General features: G+C 56.5%; 20 protein-coding genes. 1 reads left to right on the plus strand and 19 read right to left on the minus strand.

Going from position 1 to position 15,117, the window contains the following annotated elements; genetic code table 11:
- Positions 1-3 precede the first annotated feature (3 nt).
- Positions 4-1,401 (minus strand): MFS transporter, encoded by a 1,398-nt coding sequence (locus LOY28_RS26475; protein WP_018925659.1) that lies wholly within the window; start codon positions 1,399-1,401, stop codon positions 4-6.
- A gap of 191 nt (positions 1,402-1,592) precedes the next feature.
- Between LOY28_RS26475 and uvrA the strand changes: the two genes are divergently transcribed.
- Entirely contained in the window at positions 1,593-4,427 is a 2,835-nt protein-coding gene (uvrA, locus tag LOY28_RS26480) for an excinuclease ABC subunit UvrA (protein ID WP_018925658.1), read from the plus strand.
- A 73-nt stretch (positions 4,428-4,500) separates the two neighbouring features.
- Here uvrA and bfr read toward each other — a convergent pair whose 3' ends face one another.
- From bfr to rplX, 18 genes are all read right to left on the minus strand, one after another.
- Positions 4,501-4,965, minus strand: coding sequence for a bacterioferritin (gene bfr / locus LOY28_RS26485; protein ID WP_018925657.1), 465 nt, complete (start codon positions 4,963-4,965; stop codon positions 4,501-4,503).
- 150 nt (positions 4,966-5,115) lie between these two features.
- Positions 5,116-6,570, minus strand: coding sequence for a catalase (locus LOY28_RS26490; protein ID WP_064620710.1), 1,455 nt, complete (start codon positions 6,568-6,570; stop codon positions 5,116-5,118).
- A gap of 238 nt (positions 6,571-6,808) precedes the next feature.
- On the minus strand, positions 6,809-7,195 hold the full coding sequence (gene rplQ, locus LOY28_RS26495) for a 50S ribosomal protein L17 (protein WP_007924175.1): 387 nt from the start codon (positions 7,193-7,195) through the stop codon (positions 6,809-6,811).
- A 42-nt stretch (positions 7,196-7,237) separates the two neighbouring features.
- On the minus strand, positions 7,238-8,239 hold the full coding sequence (locus LOY28_RS26500) for a DNA-directed RNA polymerase subunit alpha (RefSeq protein WP_003186012.1): 1,002 nt from the start codon (positions 8,237-8,239) through the stop codon (positions 7,238-7,240).
- A gap of 22 nt (positions 8,240-8,261) precedes the next feature.
- A complete protein-coding gene (gene rpsD, locus LOY28_RS26505) occupies positions 8,262-8,882 on the minus strand; it encodes a 30S ribosomal protein S4 (protein WP_003176404.1) in 621 nt (206 codons plus the stop codon).
- An 18-nt stretch (positions 8,883-8,900) separates the two neighbouring features.
- The gene (rpsK, locus tag LOY28_RS26510; RefSeq protein ID WP_002555466.1) at positions 8,901-9,290 is read right to left on the minus strand and encodes a 30S ribosomal protein S11; all 390 of its coding nucleotides are present in this window, start codon (positions 9,288-9,290) and stop codon (positions 8,901-8,903) included.
- A gap of 30 nt (positions 9,291-9,320) precedes the next feature.
- Complete coding sequence (gene rpsM, locus LOY28_RS26515) at positions 9,321-9,677, minus strand: 30S ribosomal protein S13 (protein WP_003186020.1); 357 nt, start codon at positions 9,675-9,677, stop codon at positions 9,321-9,323.
- 130 nt (positions 9,678-9,807) lie between these two features.
- Positions 9,808-9,924: a 50S ribosomal protein L36 gene (gene rpmJ / locus LOY28_RS26520; protein WP_002555468.1), complete on the minus strand. Its 117-nt coding sequence runs from the start codon at positions 9,922-9,924 to the stop codon at positions 9,808-9,810.
- Positions 9,925-9,951: 27 nt separating this feature from the next.
- Entirely contained in the window at positions 9,952-11,280 is a 1,329-nt protein-coding gene (gene secY, locus LOY28_RS26525) for a preprotein translocase subunit SecY (protein ID WP_003228718.1), read from the minus strand.
- On the minus strand, positions 11,281-11,718 hold the full coding sequence (rplO, locus tag LOY28_RS26530; RefSeq protein ID WP_003228720.1) for a 50S ribosomal protein L15: 438 nt from the start codon (positions 11,716-11,718) through the stop codon (positions 11,281-11,283).
- Between the two features lie 3 nt (positions 11,719-11,721).
- Positions 11,722-11,898 (minus strand): 50S ribosomal protein L30, encoded by a 177-nt coding sequence (gene rpmD / locus LOY28_RS26535; RefSeq protein WP_003176408.1) that lies wholly within the window; start codon positions 11,896-11,898, stop codon positions 11,722-11,724.
- Positions 11,899-11,900: 2 nt separating this feature from the next.
- Entirely contained in the window at positions 11,901-12,401 is a 501-nt protein-coding gene (gene rpsE, locus LOY28_RS26540; RefSeq protein ID WP_003186035.1) for a 30S ribosomal protein S5, read from the minus strand.
- Between the two features lie 3 nt (positions 12,402-12,404).
- Positions 12,405-12,755 (minus strand): 50S ribosomal protein L18, encoded by a 351-nt coding sequence (gene rplR / locus LOY28_RS26545; RefSeq protein ID WP_003186037.1) that lies wholly within the window; start codon positions 12,753-12,755, stop codon positions 12,405-12,407.
- Between the two features lie 10 nt (positions 12,756-12,765).
- On the minus strand, positions 12,766-13,299 hold the full coding sequence (gene rplF, locus LOY28_RS26550) for a 50S ribosomal protein L6 (protein ID WP_003176412.1): 534 nt from the start codon (positions 13,297-13,299) through the stop codon (positions 12,766-12,768).
- Positions 13,300-13,311: 12 nt separating this feature from the next.
- Positions 13,312-13,704, minus strand: coding sequence for a 30S ribosomal protein S8 (rpsH, locus tag LOY28_RS26555; protein WP_003186040.1), 393 nt, complete (start codon positions 13,702-13,704; stop codon positions 13,312-13,314).
- Between the two features lie 209 nt (positions 13,705-13,913).
- Positions 13,914-14,219 (minus strand): 30S ribosomal protein S14, encoded by a 306-nt coding sequence (rpsN, locus tag LOY28_RS26560; RefSeq protein WP_003176414.1) that lies wholly within the window; start codon positions 14,217-14,219, stop codon positions 13,914-13,916.
- A gap of 13 nt (positions 14,220-14,232) precedes the next feature.
- The gene (gene rplE, locus LOY28_RS26565) at positions 14,233-14,772 is read right to left on the minus strand and encodes a 50S ribosomal protein L5 (RefSeq protein ID WP_003210069.1); all 540 of its coding nucleotides are present in this window, start codon (positions 14,770-14,772) and stop codon (positions 14,233-14,235) included.
- A 20-nt stretch (positions 14,773-14,792) separates the two neighbouring features.
- Entirely contained in the window at positions 14,793-15,107 is a 315-nt protein-coding gene (gene rplX / locus LOY28_RS26570; RefSeq protein WP_007896770.1) for a 50S ribosomal protein L24, read from the minus strand.
- Positions 15,108-15,117 lie beyond the last annotated feature (10 nt).

The following is a 15,117-nucleotide window of genomic DNA, read 5'->3' on the forward strand; positions in this document are numbered from 1 at the left end:
CTCCTAGGCTACGCACGCTGCCTCGGCCGGGTTGTTCACCAGGCGCTCAAGGGTCGTGCGATCCAATAGTTCTGTGTCCAATTTGATGTAAATCGCCGCTTCATCAGCAACGATCACCGCATCTGTTACCCCTACGACGGCCTTCAGGCGCTCAACCAGACCCGCTTCGCGGATCGCCTCGGGCGACAACGGCAAGCGCAGGCTCGTGACGTAAGGTGGTTCGCGCATGGTAACAGCAAAGGCCAGCCAGAGGGCAGCCAGGCCGGCGCATCCGAGGAATACAACCGACAAACCGCCGTGCTGGAACATCCAGCCGCCGAGGATCCCACCCAGCGCCGAACCAAGGAACTGGCTGGTGGAATAAACCCCCATCGCCGTGCCTTTGCCACCTGCCGGTGAAACCTTGCTGATCAGCGACGGCAAGGACGCTTCCAGCAGATTGAACGCGGTGAAAAACACCACCGTGCCGATTACCAGCGCCCGCAAGCTGTCGCCGAACTGCCAGAAGAATAGCTCAGTGAGCATCAGCGTCAGCACCGCGCCCAATAAAACTCGTTTCATTTTGCGTTTCTTCTCGCCGTAAATAATGAACGGGATCATGGCGAAGAAGGAAATCAGCAGCGCGGCCAGGTACACCCACCAGTGCTGCTCCTTGGGCAAACCGGCTTTTTCGACCAGCGCCAGGGGCAATGCAACGAAGCTCGACATCAACATCGCGTGCAACACAAAAATGCCCAGGTCCAGGCGCAGCAGGTCCGGGTGCTTGAGCGTCGGTATCAGCGCCTGACGCGCGACGCCAGACTCGCGGTGCTGCAATGGCCCGGTGGCGCGCGGCACCATGAACATCACGATGACGATACCGAGCAGCGCCATGCCGCCGGTGGCGAAGAACAGCCCGGAGAGGCCGAAGGCACGGGTCAGCAATGGCCCTACCACCATGGCGATCGCGAACGACAGACCGATCGTCATGCCGATCATGGCCATGGCTTTGGTCCGATGCTGTTCCCGGGTCAGGTCAGACAGCAACGCCATGACCGCCGCGGAAATCGCCCCGGCGCCTTGCAGAATGCGCCCGGCGATGACGCCCCAGATCGAATCGGCATTGGCCGCCAGCACACTCCCCAGGGCGAAGACGATCAGCCCCAGGTAAATCACCGGACGTCGACCGATACGGTCGGAAATGAAACCGAAAGGAATCTGAAAAATCGCCTGGGTCAGGCCGTAAGCGCCAATCGCCAACCCGATGAGGGCCGGGGTCGCGCCTGCCAGGTCCATCCCATAGGTCGCCAGCACCGGCAACACCATGAACATGCCAAGCATACGGAAGGCGAACACCAGGGCCAGACCGCTTGCTGCGCGGGTCTCACTGCCACTCATGCGTTCGCTGTGGGGATCGTGCATGGAAAAACCTCATCTGAACCGGCGGCGATTCTACCAGTCCCATCGATTGACGGGGTATATAGCGACGCTATGACGCGCGCAGATGACGCAATCTTCATGCAAGGTTGCGCGCCCCTCATTTGATAGTGTGCATCCATCCAGTATTTGGCCGTATACTCCTACGTTTTCGACGCCCGCCGAGCGAGGCCACTTTGGACAAGATCCTGATTCGTGGGGCCCGAACCCACAACCTGAAGAACATCGACCTGACCCTGCCACGGGACAAACTGATCGTCATCACCGGCCTGTCCGGATCCGGCAAGTCGTCCCTGGCCTTCGACACGCTGTACGCCGAAGGCCAGCGCCGCTATGTCGAATCGCTGTCGGCCTACGCCCGGCAATTCCTGTCGATGATGGAAAAGCCTGACGTCGACACCATCGAAGGTCTGTCGCCAGCGATCTCCATCGAACAGAAGTCGACCTCGCACAACCCGCGCTCGACGGTTGGCACCATTACCGAAATCTACGATTACCTGCGCCTGCTCTACGCTCGCGTCGGTATTCCGCGCTGCCCGGACCACGACATTCCGCTGGAAGCCCAGACCGTCAGCCAGATGGTCGACCTGGTGCTGGCGCAACCGGAAGGCAGCAAACTGATGCTGTTGGCTCCGGTAATCCGCGAGCGCAAGGGCGAACACCTCTCGGTCTTCGAAGAACTGCGGGCCCAGGGCTTTGTGCGGGCCCGGGTCAACGGCAAGCTCTGTGAGCTGGACGAGTTGCCGAAGCTGGATAAACAGAAGAAGCACTCGATCGACGTCGTGGTCGACCGCTTCAAGGTCCGCGCCGATCTGCAACAGCGCCTGGCCGAATCGTTCGAGACCGCGCTGAAACTGGCGGACGGCATCGCTCTGGTGGCGCCAATGGACGACGAGCCCGGCGAAGAAATCATCTTCTCCGCACGCTTTGCCTGTCCGATCTGCGGCCACGCCATCAGCGAGCTGGAACCCAAGCTGTTTTCCTTCAACAACCCAGCCGGCGCCTGCCCGACCTGCGATGGCCTGGGGGTTAAACAGTTCTTCGACACTAAACGATTGGTTAACGGTGAACTGACCTTGGCCGAAGGCGCGATCCGCGGCTGGGACCGGCGCAACGTCTATTACTTCCAGATGCTTGGCTCGCTGGCCGCCCACTACAAGTTCAGCCTCGAAGTGCCGTTCAACGAACTGCCGGCCGATCAGCAGAAATTCATCCTGCATGGTAGCGGCTCGCAGAATGTCGACTTCAAGTACCTGAACGACCGTGGCGACATCGTCAAACGCTCGCACCCGTTCGAAGGCATCGTGCCGAACCTGGAACGCCGCTACCGCGAAACCGAATCGGCTTCGGTCCGCGAAGAACTGGCCAAATTCCTCAGCACCCAGCCTTGCCCGGATTGCCGTGGCACCCGTCTGCGTCGCGAGGCGCGACACGTGTGGGTTGGCGAGAAGACCTTGCCGGCGGTGACCAACTTGCCGATCGGTGATGCCTGCGAATACTTCGGCGTGCTGAAGCTGACCGGCCGCCGTGGCGAAATTGCCGACAAGATCCTCAAGGAAATCCGCGAACGCCTGCAGTTTCTGGTCAACGTTGGCCTGGACTATCTGTCACTGGATCGCAGTGCCGACACGCTGTCCGGCGGTGAGGCCCAGCGCATTCGCCTGGCCAGTCAGATTGGCGCCGGTCTGGTGGGGGTTCTGTACATCCTCGATGAACCGTCAATTGGCCTGCACCAGCGGGACAACGACCGATTGCTCGGCACACTCAAGCACCTGCGTGACATCGGCAACACGGTGATCGTGGTCGAGCACGATGAAGACGCGATTCGTCTGGCTGATTATGTGGTGGATATCGGCCCGGGCGCGGGTGTGCACGGTGGACATATCGTTGCCGAAGGCACGCCAGACGAAGTAATGGCTCACCCTGATTCGCTGACCGGCAAGTATTTGTCGGGCCGGGTGAAGATCGCCGTTCCAGCCAAACGCACACCCCGTAACAAGAAGCTGTCGCTGTCCCTCAAGGGTGCTCGCGGTAACAATTTGCGCAATGTCGATCTGGAGATTCCAATCGGCCTGCTGACCTGCGTGACCGGCGTGTCCGGCTCGGGCAAATCGACGCTGATCAACAACACGTTGTTTCCCTTGAGCGCTACCGCACTCAACGGGGCAACGACCCTGGAAGCGGCGGCTCACGACAGCATCAAGGGCCTTGAGCACCTGGATAAAGTCGTCGACATCGATCAGAGCCCGATCGGTCGCACACCGCGCTCCAACCCGGCGACCTACACCGGCTTGTTCACGCCAATTCGCGAGTTGTTCGCCGGCGTACCGGAATCGCGCTCCCGCGGTTACGGGCCGGGGCGTTTCTCCTTCAACGTGAAGGGCGGACGCTGTGAAGCCTGCCAGGGCGATGGTCTGATCAAAGTGGAGATGCACTTCCTGCCGGACATCTATGTCCCGTGCGACGTCTGCAAGAGCAAGCGCTACAACCGCGAAACCCTTGAGATCAAATACAAGGGCAAGAGCATCCACGAAACCCTCGAGATGACCATCGAGGAAGCCCGAGTGTTCTTCGACGCAGTTCCGGCCTTGGCGCGCAAGCTTCAGACGCTGATGGACGTAGGCCTTTCGTACATCAAGCTGGGACAATCGGCAACGACGCTGTCGGGTGGTGAGGCCCAGCGGGTGAAACTGTCCCGCGAGCTGTCCAAGCGCGATACCGGCAAGACCCTGTATATCCTCGATGAGCCAACTACCGGCCTGCACTTTGCGGATATCCAGCAACTGCTCGATGTTTTGCATCGCTTGCGCGACCATGGCAATACCGTGGTGGTGATCGAACACAACCTGGATGTGATCAAGACCGCCGACTGGTTGGTGGACCTGGGGCCGGAAGGCGGCTCCAAGGGCGGCCAGATTATTGCCGTCGGCACGCCGGAAGACGTGTCCGAGATGAAGCAGTCTCACACTGGCTACTACCTCAAACCACTGCTGGCTCGCGACAAGGCCTGAATCAGGCCCATGAAAAAAGCCCCTGTCACTTTGTCGGTGACAGGGGCTTTTTTGTGCGTCGTCGGCCTAAAAATCAGAACTGCGATTGCAGGTAATTCTCCAATCCGATCAACTTGATCAAACCCAGCTGTTTCTCCAGCCAATAGGTGTGATCTTCCTCGGTGTCGTTCAGCTGAATGCGCAAGATCTCGCGGGTGACATAGTCCTTGTGCCGCTCGCAAAGCTCGATGCCTTTGCACAGAGCTGCACGAACTTTATATTCCAGACGCAGGTCAGCGGCGAGCATGTCCGGCACGGTGGTGCCGACATCGAGATCGTCCGGACGCATGCGCGGCGTACCTTCGAGCATCAGGATCCGACGCATCAGCGCATCAGCGTGCTGAGCCTCTTCTTCCATCTCGTGGTTGATACGTTCGTAGAGCTCGGTGAACCCCCAGTCCTCGTACATCCGCGAATGGATGAAATATTGATCACGCGCTGCCAGTTCGCCTGTCAGCAACGTGTTGAGGTAATCGATTACGTCTGGGTGACCTTGCATCGCCCTACATCTCCCTGCTTGAAAGTCTGTAGTTTGAACCAACCTGACCTGAAGGTCACTCGCCCGCCGCAATAAAAGCGAAGATATTCTGAGAAAATGGGTTCAAATAACGCAAAAAACCGCCCTAATGAGGGCGGTTCTGCTTCTCGTTTAGACTTCGTTAAGCTGTACGCCCAACGCCTTCGCGATGCCTTCTCCATAAGCCGGATCGGCCTTGAAGAAATGCTGCAGCTGACGATCAACCACGTCGCCGGAAACCCCAGCCATCGCACCGGCAATGTTGTTGATCAGCAGCGCTTTCTGCTCATCGTTCATCAGACGGAACAGCGCACCCGCGTGGCTGTAGTAGTCGGTATCCTCACGATGATCGTAGCGGTCAGCCGCACCGCTCAAGGCCAAGGCAGGTTCCGCGTAGTGCGGTGCCTGTTTCGGTGATTCAACGTAGCTGTTCGGCTCGTAGTTCGGCGCCGCACCACCATTACTGCCAAACGCCATCGAACCATCGCGCTGGTAAGTGTTGACCGGACTGCGAGGTGCATTCACTGGCAGCTGCTGGTGATTGGTGCCCACACGATAGCGGTGAGCATCCGCGTAAGCGAACACACGCCCCTGCAGCATGCGATCAGGTGACAAGCCGACGCCTGGCACCATGTTGCTCGGACCGAACGCGGCCTGCTCGACTTCAGCGAAGTAGTTCAGCGGATTGCGGTTGAGCTCAAGCTCGCCCACTTCGATCAACGGGAACTCTTTCTGCGACCAGGTCTTGGTCACGTCAAACGGGTTCTCGTAGTGAGTCGAGGCCTGAGCCTCGGTCATGATCTGAATGTTGACACTCCATTTCGGGAAGTCACCGCGCTCAATGGCGCCGAACAGGTCACGTTGTGCGTAATCCGGATCGGTGCCGGCCAGGCGCGCCGCTTCTGCCGGAGCGAGGTTCTTGATCCCTTGCTTGGTTTTATAGTGCCACTTCACCCAGTGACGCTCGCCATTGGCGTTGATCAAGCTGTAGGTGTGGCTGCCGAAGCCGTGCATGTGACGGTAACCGTCAGGGATGCCGCGATCCGAAAACAGGATAGTGACCTGGTGCAGCGCCTCAGGCGAATGCGACCAGAAATCCCACATCATCTGCGCGCTTTTCAGGTTGCTTTGCGGCAGACGCTTCTGGGTGTGGATAAAGTCAGGGAATTTCAGCGGATCACGGATGAAGAACACCGGCGTGTTGTTGCCGACGATGTCCCAGTTGCCTTCCTCGGTGTAGAACTTCAGGGCAAAACCACGTGGATCACGCTCGGTGTCAGCCGAGCCGCGCTCGCCACCCACGGTGGAGAATCGCAGGAAGGTCGGGGTTTGTTTGCCGACAGACTCAAACAGCTTGGCACTGGTGTATTGAGTGATATCGCGAGTCACAGTGAACGTGCCGTAAGCACCCGAGCCTTTGGCGTGTACGCGACGCTCCGGGATGTTTTCACGGTTGAAGTGGGCAAGCTTCTCGATCAGGTGGAAATCGTCGAGCAGCAGAGGGCCACGAGGGCCGGCGGAGCGGGAATTCTGGTTGTCGGCAACAGGAGCGCCACTGGCGGTCGTAAGTGTTTTGTTTTGGCTCATGCGATCTCTTCCTCTGTCAGTCTTGAACTGCCGGCTAAATCGGCTTGATGGGAAGTATTGATCATCAACATGACAGTCACAAATTCATTAATTTGCAGACATCAATAGAAAATTACTAATGATCAACCCAAGCATATAGTGCCTATAGGGAAGGGTTTGAAGCTTGTACGCAGAGCGCATTTCTTGCAGGCACAAAAAACCGGGCACTAGGCCCGGTTCTTTGTTTCAGACTGACGTCTTACTCAGCGGATACAGCTTCACCGCCGACAGCACGATCAACCAACTCGACGTACGCCATAGGCGCGTTGTCGCCAGCGCGGAAACCGCACTTGAGGATGCGCAGGTAGCCACCCTCACGGGTAGCGTAACGCTTGCCCAGGTCGTTGAAGAGCTTACCAACGATAGCTTTCGAACGAGTACGGTCGAAAGCCAGACGGCGGTTAGCCAGGCTGTCTGTCTTGGCCAAAGTGATCAGCGGCTCAGCAACGCGGCGCAGTTCTTTGGCTTTTGGCAGTGTAGTTTTGATCAGCTCGTGCTCGAACAGCGACACCGCCATGTTTTGAAACATGGCCTTGCGGTGCGAGCTGGTGCGGCTCAGGTGACGACCACTTTTACGATGACGCATGGTTCATTCCTTACCAAACACAACGTTCGGTGATTACGACGATCAGGCAGTCGCCTTGTCGTCCTTCTTAAGACTTGCAGGCGGCCAGTTGTCGAGGCGCATGCCGAGGGACAGACCGCGGGAGGCCAGAACGTCCTTGATTTCAGTCAAGGATTTCTTGCCAAGGTTCGGAGTCTTCAACAGCTCTACTTCGGTACGCTGAATCAGGTCGCCGATGTAGTAGATGTTTTCCGCCTTAAGGCAGTTAGCCGAACGTACAGTCAGTTCCAGATCGTCAACCGGGCGAAGCAGGATCGGATCGATCTCGTCTTCCTGCTCGACAACCACTGGCTCACTGTCACCTTTGAGATCGACGAACGCAGCCAACTGCTGTTGCAGAATGGTTGCAGCACGGCGAATAGCCTCTTCAGGATCCAGGGTACCGTTGGTTTCCAGATCAATAACCAGCTTGTCCAGGTTAGTACGCTGTTCGACACGGGCGTTTTCCACCACGTATGCGATACGGCGAACCGGGCTGAACGAAGAGTCAAGCTGCAAGCGACCGATGCTGCGGCTTTCGTCTTCATCGCTCTGACGCGAGTCTGCCGGTTCATAACCACGACCACGAGCTACGGTGAGCTTCATGTTCAGGGCGCCGTTAGACGCCAGGTTAGCGATTACGTGATCGGGGTTAACGATCTCGACATCATGATCCAGCTGAATATCGGCAGCGGTAACCACCCCCGAACCCTTCTTCGACAAGGTCAGCGTAACTTCGTCTCGACCGTGCAGCTTGATAGCCAGACCTTTAAGGTTCAACAGGATTTCAATTACGTCTTCCTGTACACCTTCGATGGCGCTGTACTCGTGGAGCACACCGTCAATCTCGGCCTCGACTACTGCACAGCCGGGCATTGAGGACAACAGGATGCGGCGCAGCGCGTTGCCCAGGGTGTGGCCGAAACCACGCTCGAGAGGCTCGAGTGTGATCTTGGCGCGGGTTGGACTGACAACCTGCACATCAATATGGCGGGGTGTCAGGAACTCATTTACCGAAATCTGCATGGATGCACCTATTTTCTAGCCCTTACTTGGAGTAGAGCTCGACAATCAGGCTTTCGTTGATGTCGGCGGACAGATCACTGCGAGCAGGAACGTTCTTGAAAACGCCCGACTTCTTCTCAGTGTCTACTTCTACCCATTCTACGCGGCCACGTTGGGCACACAGATCGAGAGCTTGGACAATGCGAAGTTGGTTCTTTGCTTTCTCGCGAACTGCGACCACGTCACCAGCACGAACCTGGTAGGACGGAACGTTTACGGTCTGACCGTTAACGCTGATCGACTTGTGCGATACCAGCTGACGGGATTCGGCACGAGTAGAGCCAAAACCCATACGGTATACAACGTTGTCCAGACGGCATTCGAGCAGTTGCAACAGGTTTTCGCCAGTTGCGCCTTTCTTGCCAGCAGCTTCTTTGTAGTAGCCGCTGAATTGACGCTCGAGAACGCCGTAGATACGACGGACCTTCTGCTTTTCACGCAGTTGGGTGCCGTAGTCGGACTGGCGACCGCGGCGTTGGCCGTGGATACCAGGTGCTGCTTCGATGTTGCACTTCGATTCGATCGCGCGCACGCCGCTCTTCAGAAAGAGATCGGTGCCTTCGCGACGAGCGAGTTTGCATTTTGGACCAATGTAACGAGCCATTCTTTACAATCTCCTGGATTACACGCGGCGCTTCTTCGGCGGACGGCACCCGTTGTGCGGGATTGGCGTCACGTCGGTGATGCTGGCGATCTTGTAGCCACAGCCGTTCAAAGCGCGGACTGCGGATTCACGACCTGGACCTGGACCTTTGACGTTAACGTCGAGGTTTTTCAGGCCGTATTCCAGCGCAGCTTGACCAGCACGTTCAGCAGCTACTTGAGCAGCGAACGGGGTGGACTTGCGGGAACCGCGGAAACCCGAACCACCGGAGGTAGCCCAGGAAAGAGCGTTACCTTGACGGTCGGTGATGGTCACGATGGTGTTGTTAAAAGAAGCATGGATGTGGGCGATGCCATCAACCACTGTCTTTTTAACTTTTTTACGAGGACGAGCAGCAGGTTTTGCCATGATTAATTTCCTGTCGATTCGCTGGGGCGATTACTTGCGGATCGGCTTACGCGGACCTTTACGGGTACGCGCGTTGGTCTTGGTACGCTGACCGCGTACTGGCAGACCACGACGATGACGCAGACCGCGATAGCAACCGAGGTCCATCAAACGCTTGATTTTCATGTTGATTTCGCGACGCAGGTCACCTTCAGTGGTGAACTTCGCCACTTCGCCACGCAGCTGTTCAATCTGCTCGTCGCTCAGATCTTTGATCTTTGCCGCTGGGTTTACCCCAGTCACTGCACAAATTTTCTGTGCAGTAGTGCGACCAACACCATAGATGTAGGTCAGCGAGATAACAGTATGCTTGTTATCTGGAATGTTAACGCCTGCAATACGGGCCATTCAGTGGGACTCCAATTGACAGCTACCTACGCCCCGGAAGCCAAGAAATAGGGCGCGAGATAATATCGCTGTAATAACAAATAATCAACCCGGCAGCGCACTAGCTGCCGGGCTTGAAGCACAATCACACTCAGCCTTGGCGCTGTTTGTGACGCGGTTCCGCGCTGCAAATTACTCGAACAACACCTTCGCGGCGAATAATCTTGCAGTTACGGCACAGCTTTTTCACCGATGCACGAACTTTCATCACCAACTCCTCGAACCTTATGGGTACTCAGCGCAACATGCCGCTGCCGTAACCCTTCAGGTTGGCTTTCTTCATCAGGGATTCGTACTGGTGCGAAACGAGGTGCGATTGTACTTGGGACATGAAGTCCATCACAACCACGACCACGATCAGCAACGAGGTCCCGCCAAGGTAGAACGGTACGTTTGCTGCAACCACCAGGAACTGGGGCAACAGGCAGACGGCCGTCATGTAAAGAGCACCGAACATGGTCAAGCGAGTCAGAACGCCATCAATGTAGCGCGCAGACTGCTCACCTGGACGGATGCCCGGAATAAAGGCACCGGACTTCTTCAGGTTTTCCGCTACGTCTTTCGGATTGAACATCAACGCCGTATAGAAGAAGCAGAAGAAAATAATCCCTGCACTAAACAGCAGAATATTCAACGGCTGACCAGGAGCGATCGACTGCGAGATGTCCTGCAACCAGCCCATACCTTCAGACTGACCGAACCAGGCACCCAACGAAGCCGGGAACAGCAAAATGCTGCTCGCGAAAATAGCCGGAATAACACCGGCCATGTTCACCTTCAGCGGCAAGTGGCTGGTCTGCGCAGCGAAGACCTTACGGCCCTGCTGACGCTTGGCGTAGTGAACAGCAATACGACGCTGGCCACGCTCAATGAACACCACGAAACCGATAATCGCTACTGCCAGCAAACCGATGGCAACCAGGGCGAAGATGTTGATATCACCCTGACGTGCAGACTCGAAAGACTGCCCGATCGCTCTCGGAAGACCGGCGACGATACCCGAAAAAATCAACATCGAGATACCGTTGCCAACACCACGCTCAGTAATCTGCTCACCCAGCCACATCATGAACATCGCACCAGCCACAAAAGTGGATACCGCGACGAAATGGAAGCCAAAGTCACCAGTGAACGCAACGCCCTGCCCCGCCAGACCAATGGACATGCCAATAGCCTGGACGAGAGCGAGGACGACAGTGCCGTAGCGGGTGTACTGGCTGATCTTGCGACGGCCAGCTTCACCTTCCTTCTTCAACTGTTCCAGCTGCGGGCTGACGGCGGTCATCAGTTGCATGATGATCGATGCCGAAATGTACGGCATGATCCCCAGTGCAAAGATACTCATCCGCTCCAGCGCGCCGCCGGAAAACATGTTGAACAAGCTAAGAATGGTCCCCTCATTCTGTCGAAACAGGTCCGCGAGTCGGTCCGGGTTGATACCTGGAACCGGGATGTGTGCGCCTATTCGGTAGACGATAATCGCCAGGAACAGAAAACGCAGACGAGCCCAGAGTTCAGACATACCGCCTTTGCCGAGCGCAGAGAGAGCACCTTGCTTAGCCATTTATTCCTCGAACTTGCCGCCAGCTGCTTCGATAGCCGCACGCGCACCTTTGGTGGCGCCGATTCCCTTTCCGATGGTGACAGCGCGAGTAACTTCGCCGGACAGCATGATTTTCACACGCTGAACGTTGACGTTGATCACGTTGGCATCTTTCAGGGACTGCACGGTGACGATGTCGCCTTCCACTTTAGCCAGCTCGGACAGACGCACTTCTGCGCGGTCCATGGCTTTCAGGGAAACGAAACCAAACTTCGGCAGGCGACGATGCAGCGGCTGTTGACCGCCTTCAAAGCCTGGAGCAATGGTGCCACCGGAGCGGGAGGTTTGACCTTTGTGACCACGGCCACCAGTCTTACCCAAACCGCTACCGATACCACGGCCCGGACGATGCTTTTCGCGACGGGAACCCGGCGCTGGACTCAGATCATTGAGTTTCATCGATTAACCCTCGACACGCAGCATGTAGTAAGCCTTGTTGATCATCCCGCGATTCTCGGGAGTATCCTGGACTTCTACAGTGTGACCGATGCGACGCAGACCCAGACCCTTAACGCACAGTTTGTGGTTAGGGATGCGGCCGGTCATGCTTTTGATCAGCGTAACTTTAACGGTAGCCATGATCAGAAGATCTCCTTGACGCTTTTGCCACGCTTGGCGGCAATGGATTCAGGAGACTGCATTGCTTTCAAACCCTTGAAAGTGGCGTGAACCACGTTTACCGGGTTAGTCGAGCCGTAGCACTTGGCCAGAACGTTCTGAACGCCAGCAACTTCGAGGACAGCACGCATAGCGCCGCCAGCGATGATACCGGTACCTTCAGAAGCAGGCTGCATATACACCTTCGAAGCGCCGTGGGCGGACTTCATTGCGTACTGCAGAGTGGTGCCGTTCAGATCAACCTGGATCATGTTGCGGCGAGCAGCTTCCATTGCCTTCTGGATCGCAGCAGGCACTTCACGCGACTTGCCACGGCCGAAGCCAACGCGCCCTTTACCATCACCAACCACGGTCAACGCGGTGAAAGTGAAGATACGGCCGCCTTTAACGGTTTTGGCTACGCGGTTAACTTGAACCAGCTTCTCGATGTAGCCTTCGTCGCGCTTTTGGTCGTTATTTGACATAACTTAGAACTCCAGCCCAGCTTCACGAGCAGCATCAGCCAGCGCCTTGACGCGGCCGTGGTACTTGAAGCCAGAGCGGTCGAAAGCCACCTGCGAGACGCCAGCGGCTTTAGCACGCGTAGCGACCAGCTGGCCAACCTTAGTGGCCGCGTCGATGTTGCCGGTGGCACCATCACGCAGTTCTTTATCCAAAGTCGAGGCACTTGCCAGGACTTTGTTGCCGTCGGCCGAAATGACCTGGGCGTAGATGTGCTGCGACGAGCGGAACACGCAGAGACGCACGACTTCGAGTTCGTGCATTTTCAGGCGTGCTTTGCGAGCGCGACGCAGTCGAGTAACTTTTTTGTCGGTCATTTGCTATGCCCTACTTCTTCTTGGCTTCTTTACGACGGACGACTTCGTCCGCGTAGCGCACACCTTTGCCTTTGTACGGCTCTGGTGGACGGAAGTCGCGGATCTCGGCGGCCACTTGACCTACCAGCTGCTTGTCGATGCCCTTGATCAGGATATCGGTCTGGCTAGGAGTCTCAGCGGTGATGCCTTCCGGCAGTTCATAATCCACTGGGTGCGAGAAGCCAAGAGCCAGGTTCAGCACTGTGCCTTTTGCTTGCGCTTTGTAACCAACACCGACCAGCTGGAGCTTACGCTCGAAGCCTTGGCTTACGCCTTGGACCATGTTGTTTACCAACGCACGAGTGGTACCAGCCATTGCGCGAGTTTGTTGATCGCCATTGCGAGCAGCGAAACGCAGCTCACCAGCTTCTTCAACGATCTCAACGGACGAATGGATGTTCAGTTCGAGAGTGCCCTTGGCACCCTTCACCGAAAGCTGTTGGCCTGCGAATTTGACTTCGACACCGGCTGGCAGCTTAACGGGGTTCTTAGCGACGCGTGACATGCTTATCCCCCCTTAGAACACAGTGCAAAGAACTTCGCCGCCGACACCGGCAGCGCGCGCAGCACGATCCGTCATCACACCTTTGTTGGTGGAGACGATAGACACACCGAGACCGCCACGAACTTTTGGCAGATCATCGACGGACTTGTACTGACGCAGGCCTGGACGGCTAACGCGCTTCACTTCCTCGATGACCGGACGGCCTTCGAAGTACTTCAGCTCGATGGACAGCAGTGGCTTGATTTCGCTGCTGATCTGATAACCCGCAATGTAACCTTCGTCCTTCAGGACTTTGGCAACAGCTACCTTCAAAGTAGAAGATGGCATGCTTACGACGGACTTTTCAGCCATCTGGGCATTACGGATTCGAGTTAGCATGTCCGCTAACGGGTCCTGCATACTCATGGGCTAGACGCTCCTAATACACAAAAAATTAGCCTTGCGGCTACTACGTGTCGCCGAGTACATCCGCGCAAAAAAACACGGGCTCAGGCGAGCCGGGTATTCTAGACACACCCCACAAATGAATCAAGCCCCAATAGGGGCTTGATTCAAGTTCAAGGTCACCGATGGTCAGGATCTTGCGACCCCGAACACCGAGACTTCGACAGTGCTTACCAGCTGGCTTTAACCAGACCAGGTACGTCACCACGCATTGCAGCTTCACGCAGTTTGTTACGGCCAAGGCCGAACTTGCGGTAAACGCCGTGTGGACGACCGGTCAGGCGGCAGCGGTTACGCATGCGCGAAGCGCTTGCGTCACGTGGCTGCTTCTGCAGGGCTACTGTAGCTTCCCAACGCGCTTCTGGACTTGCGTTCAGATCAACGATGATAGCTTTCAGTGCTGCACGCTTCTTGGCGTACTTGGCAACCGTGAGCTGACGCTTCAGCTCGCGGTTTTTCATGCTCATCTTGGCCATTTTCCTACTCCAATCAGTTGCGGAACGGGAATTTGAAAGCACGCAACAGGGCGCGACCTTCATCATCGTTCTTGGCAGTGGTGGTCAGGGTAATGTCCAGACCGCGGAGAGCATCGATCTTGTCGTAGTCGATTTCCGGGAAGATGATCTGCTCTTTAACGCCCATGCTGTAGTTACCACGACCATCGAAGGACTTGGCATTCAGGCCGCGGAAGTCGCGAACCCGAGGCAGGGAGATCGACAGCAGACGATCCAGGAACTCGTACATACGCTCACGGCGCAGGGTCACTTTGACGCCGATCGGCCAACCTTCACGGACTTTAAAGCCAGCGATGGATTTCCGAGCGTAGGTCACAACGACTTTCTGGCCGGTGATCTTTTCCAGGTCAGCAACAGCGTGCTCGATGACTTTTTTGTCGCCGATCGCTTCGCCCAGACCCATGTTCAGGGTGATTTTGGTAACGCGCGGAACTTCCATCACGTTCGAAAGCTTAAGTTCTTCCTTAAGTTTCGGTGCGATTTCCTTCCGGTAAATCTCTTTTAGTCGTGCCATGGTCTTCTACCTAGCAGTGTTCAAGCATCAACCGCTTTTTGGGTCGACTTGAAGACACGAATTTTCTTACCGTCTTCTACTTTGAAACCAACGCGGTCAGCCTTGTTGGTTTCGCCGTTGAAGATGGCGACGTTGGAAGCGTGCAGTGGCGCTTCTTTCTCGACGATACCGCCCTGTACGCCCGACATCGGGTTAGGCTTGGTATGACGCTTGACCAGGTTCAGACCACCAACGACCAGACGGTCATCAGCAAGAACCTTCAGCACCTTACCGCGCTTACCTTTGTCTTTGCCGGCGATCACGATGATCTCGTCGTCACGACGAATCTTTTGCATGTCGGATCTC

Origin of the sequence: Pseudomonas sp. B21-017 (genome assembly GCF_024749245.1) — a bacterium.
Taxonomy (GTDB): Bacteria; Pseudomonadota; Gammaproteobacteria; order Pseudomonadales; family Pseudomonadaceae; genus Aquipseudomonas.

Bases quoted from the DNA above. Each gene is read 5' to 3' on its own strand.
- rpsH (WP_003186040.1), bottom strand. From the start codon at position 13,704: ATGAGTATGCAGGACCCGTTAGCGGACATGCTAACTCGAATCCGTAAT.
- rplF (WP_003176412.1), bottom strand. From the start codon at position 13,299: ATGTCACGCGTCGCTAAGAACCCCGTTAAGCTGCCAGCCGGTGTCGAA.
- rpsK (WP_002555466.1), bottom strand. From the start codon at position 9,290: ATGGCAAAACCTGCTGCTCGTCCTCGTAAAAAAGTTAAAAAGACAGTG.
- rplR (WP_003186037.1), bottom strand. From the start codon at position 12,755: ATGACCGACAAAAAAGTTACTCGACTGCGTCGCGCTCGCAAAGCACGC.
- rpmJ (WP_002555468.1), bottom strand. From the start codon at position 9,924: ATGAAAGTTCGTGCATCGGTGAAAAAGCTGTGCCGTAACTGCAAGATT.
- LOY28_RS26475 (WP_018925659.1), bottom strand. From the start codon at position 1,401: ATGCACGATCCCCACAGCGAACGCATGAGTGGCAGTGAGACCCGCGCA.
- LOY28_RS26500 (WP_003186012.1), bottom strand. From the start codon at position 8,239: ATGCAGATTTCGGTAAATGAGTTCCTGACACCCCGCCATATTGATGTG.
- LOY28_RS26490 (WP_064620710.1), bottom strand. From the start codon at position 6,570: ATGAGCCAAAACAAAACACTTACGACCGCCAGTGGCGCTCCTGTTGCC.
- rpsD (WP_003176404.1), bottom strand. From the start codon at position 8,882: ATGGCTCGTTACATTGGTCCAAAATGCAAACTCGCTCGTCGCGAAGGC.
- secY (WP_003228718.1), bottom strand. From the start codon at position 11,280: ATGGCTAAGCAAGGTGCTCTCTCTGCGCTCGGCAAAGGCGGTATGTCT.
- rplX (WP_007896770.1), bottom strand. From the start codon at position 15,107: ATGCAAAAGATTCGTCGTGACGACGAGATCATCGTGATCGCCGGCAAA.
- rplE (WP_003210069.1), bottom strand. From the start codon at position 14,772: ATGGCACGACTAAAAGAGATTTACCGGAAGGAAATCGCACCGAAACTT.
- rplQ (WP_007924175.1), bottom strand. From the start codon at position 7,195: ATGCGTCATCGTAAAAGTGGTCGTCACCTGAGCCGCACCAGCTCGCAC.
- rpmD (WP_003176408.1), bottom strand. From the start codon at position 11,898: ATGGCTACCGTTAAAGTTACGCTGATCAAAAGCATGACCGGCCGCATC.
- rplO (WP_003228720.1), bottom strand. From the start codon at position 11,718: ATGAAACTCAATGATCTGAGTCCAGCGCCGGGTTCCCGTCGCGAAAAG.
- rpsE (WP_003186035.1), bottom strand. From the start codon at position 12,401: ATGTCAAATAACGACCAAAAGCGCGACGAAGGCTACATCGAGAAGCTG.
- rpsN (WP_003176414.1), bottom strand. From the start codon at position 14,219: ATGGCCAAGATGAGCATGAAAAACCGCGAGCTGAAGCGTCAGCTCACG.
- bfr (WP_018925657.1), bottom strand. From the start codon at position 4,965: ATGCAAGGTCACCCAGACGTAATCGATTACCTCAACACGTTGCTGACA.
- rpsM (WP_003186020.1), bottom strand. From the start codon at position 9,677: ATGGCCCGTATTGCAGGCGTTAACATTCCAGATAACAAGCATACTGTT.